Raw genomic sequence first — 2845 nt, 5'->3', positions numbered from 1 at the left:
GGTGGCGCTGGCCGCCGACCCGGACCGGCGCGCGTCGACCGGCACCGCCCGGCGGGTGTACGAACTCGCCGACCGCTACGGCTTCACCGACATCGACGGCAGGGTGCCCCGCAACGATTGATCCCCGCCGCTGGACAGCGTGTGCCCGGCCCGGAAAGATCGGCGACGATGACGACCGCCGGCCCGATCCTGCTCACCCCTCGATTGCGGATGCGCCCGCTGCGCGCGTCCGACGCCGAGCGATTGCACCAGCACTGGAACGATCCGGGCATCCGCCGCAACCTCTTCGACGACGAACCGGTCATCGCGGCGATGGTGGTGGCGCTGACCGAGCGCAGCGATCTCGACTTCGCCATCCGCGGTTACGGCTTCTGGACGCTGACCCCACGGTCCTCCCCGAACGGCAGGCTGCTCGGCGTGTGCGGTCTGCGCTGGAGCCGCGACGGCATCAGGATGGTCTCCAGCGTCGAGGAGGGCCATCGCGGCGAGGGGCTGGCCCTCGAGGCCTGCCGGGCCGTGCTCGACTACGCCTTCGGAACCCTCGGGCTGGACCGGGTCGTCGCGAGTGCCGACGAGAGCGCCGAGGCGTCGATCCAGCTCTGCGAGCGGCTCGGCATGGTCCGCACCGGACAGTCGGGGACTCACGTGCAGTTCGAGGCGCGGGCCGTCCCGCCCGAGTGATCCCGGATCGGCCGAGCTCGGATGCCCCCTGCCCGGACGATCCGCCTGATCAGGAGAACTTGATCTCCAGGCCGATGCCGAGGATGGCGATCAGCCAGATGATGCCGGTGAAGATGGTGACGCGGTCGAGGTTCTTCTCGACGACGGTGGAACCCGACAGGCTCGACTGGACGCCGCCGCCGAAGAGGCTGGACAGACCCCCGCCCTTGGCGCGGTGCAGCAGCACCAGCAGCACCAGCAGCACGCTGGTGATGATGAGGAGGATATCCAGGAACATCCGCATGCCGGTCAGTCTATGGGGTGAGGCCGCGCCGGCCCCAATCGGGCGGCCGGGCCGGGTTCAGCGGCGGCCGGGGGTGTCGACGGCGACCAGGTGGGTGATGTTCGGCTCGCCCGCGCGGAACTCCGCGACCGCCTGGGTGCGCAGCTGGTCCTGCGCGGTGAGCCGCACCTGGTGCTGGTGCATGTGCTCGGCCCATGAGCGCACCACGAAGGCCTCCACATAGCGGTCGACCACCCCGACGTCACGGAACAGCCGCCACTCCATCGCGCCGGTGCGCTGGGTGGACCGGCCGACGAACACCATCGCGGCGAGGAACTCGTCGAGGCGTTCGGCGGGCACGTCGTAGTAGCGCAGTACCAGCACCGGCCCGTCGTCGGGATCGGGTTCGACCACCAGCTCCGGTTCCTGCCAGAAGGTGGCCGGGCTCAGGTCCAGGTCCTCGACATCGTGGCGGATCGGCAACCACACGCTCACCGCCGCGCCGCACACCAGCAGGCCCGCCGCGATCAGCAGCGCGGTGACCGTCGAGGTGGCGCCGGCGACCAGACCCCACAGCAGCGCGCCGAGCGCCTGCCCGCCCATGAACACCAGCATGTACACCGAGAGACCGCGCGCCCGCACCCAGGCAGGCAGCAGCAGCTGCATGGTGGCGTTCATCGTCGACAGCGCCAGCAACCACGCCATGCCCGCGCCGACCAGCAGCACCAGCACCACCGCCACGCTCGGAATCAGCGCCGAGCCCGCCGCGGCCAGGCCGAACACCACCGAGGCGATGGTCAACCTGGCCGTCGGCGTCAGCTTCGCGCGGATGCGGGCCAGCGCCAGCGCCCCGGCGACCGCGCCGACACCGAGCGCGCCCAGCATGAGACCGTAACCCGAGGAGTCGAGTCCGAGCCCGTCGCGCGCGATCACCGGCAGCAGCGCCCACACCGCGCTGGCCGGGCCGACGAAGAGCAGACAGCGCAACAGCACCCGCCGGATCGCGGGGGCGGCGCGGATGAACCGGGTGCCCGCCTGCAACGCGGCCAGCGGACGCTCGTTGGGCAGCGTGCGGTCGGCGGCGGGCCGCCGCCAGAACAGCAGCACCGCCACGATGCCGCCGAAGGACAGCGCGTTCAACGCGAACACCAGGGCGGGCCCGGAGGCGGCGACCAGCACACCGGCCAGCGCCGGACCGACGGCACGGCCGATGTTGACGTTCATGCTGCCCAGCGCGGCGGCCGCGGCGATCTGCCTGCGCGGCACCAGCTCCGGCTGGATGGCCTGCCAGCTCGGTGCGGTGATCGCCTGGCCGCAGCCGAGCAGGAACAGCAGGATCAGCAGTACCCCCGGCGTGGTGTGGCCGGTCGCGGTGGCCACCGCCAGCACGGTGGCCAGCACCGCCATCGTGGACTGGGCGCCCAGCAGCAGCCTGCGCCGGTCCATCAGGTCGGCCAGCACGCCGGAGGGGATGGACAGCAGCATGACCGGCAGCGTGATCGCGGTCTGCACCAGCGAGACCAGCGTCGCCGCGTTCGGTTCGTCCACCAGCAGCCACTGCGCGCCCACCGTCTGCATCCAGGTGCCCATGTTCGACACCAGCTGCGCGATCCACAGCGCCCGGTAGATCGGTGAGCGCAGCGGCGCCCAGGTGGACAGCGGTTGCGTGGCGTCAGCGGTGGTCACTGTGCCGAGCATATGGGCGGGATCGGCCGGGCAACCGCGTAGCATCTCGGTCATGTCGGCACCGAAGGCTGGAATCGTCCTCGCGGCCGCGGCCGCGGGGGCGATTACAGCCTTAGGTGGCGACATGTCCGAGTTGCTACGCGGTTGCCCGGCCGCTACCGCCGCTATTGTCGGGGCAGTGCCCAACCCTGACGGCACGCAACCGCGGTCCACCGG

3 protein-coding genes are annotated in these 2845 nt (G+C 71.5%); 1 reads left to right on the top strand and 2 read right to left on the bottom strand.

Annotation, left to right across the window (positions count from 1 at the left end; all coding sequences use genetic code 11):
• Positions 1-168: 168 nt before the first annotated feature.
• Entirely contained in the window at positions 169-681 is a 513-nt protein-coding gene (locus tag QH283_RS08990) for a GNAT family N-acetyltransferase (RefSeq protein ID WP_280502556.1), read from the top strand.
• A 49-nt stretch (positions 682-730) separates the two neighbouring features.
• On the opposite strand, the gene secG is transcribed toward QH283_RS08990, so the two are convergent.
• Both secG and QH283_RS08980 read right to left on the bottom strand, forming a co-directional pair.
• Entirely contained in the window at positions 731-964 is a 234-nt protein-coding gene (secG, locus tag QH283_RS08985; RefSeq protein WP_011210117.1) for a preprotein translocase subunit SecG, read from the bottom strand.
• Between the two features lie 57 nt (positions 965-1021).
• Positions 1022-2641 (bottom strand): MFS transporter, encoded by a 1620-nt coding sequence (locus QH283_RS08980; protein ID WP_280502557.1) that lies wholly within the window; start codon positions 2639-2641, stop codon positions 1022-1024.
• Positions 2642-2845 lie beyond the last annotated feature (204 nt).

The sequence above is a fragment of the Nocardia farcinica genome (assembly GCF_029867845.1).
Lineage (GTDB): Bacteria > Actinomycetota > Actinomycetes > Mycobacteriales > Mycobacteriaceae > Nocardia > Nocardia farcinica_A.
The sequence above is the reverse complement of the archived record's forward strand: the minus strand, read 5'-3'. Positions and strand labels throughout refer to the sequence as shown.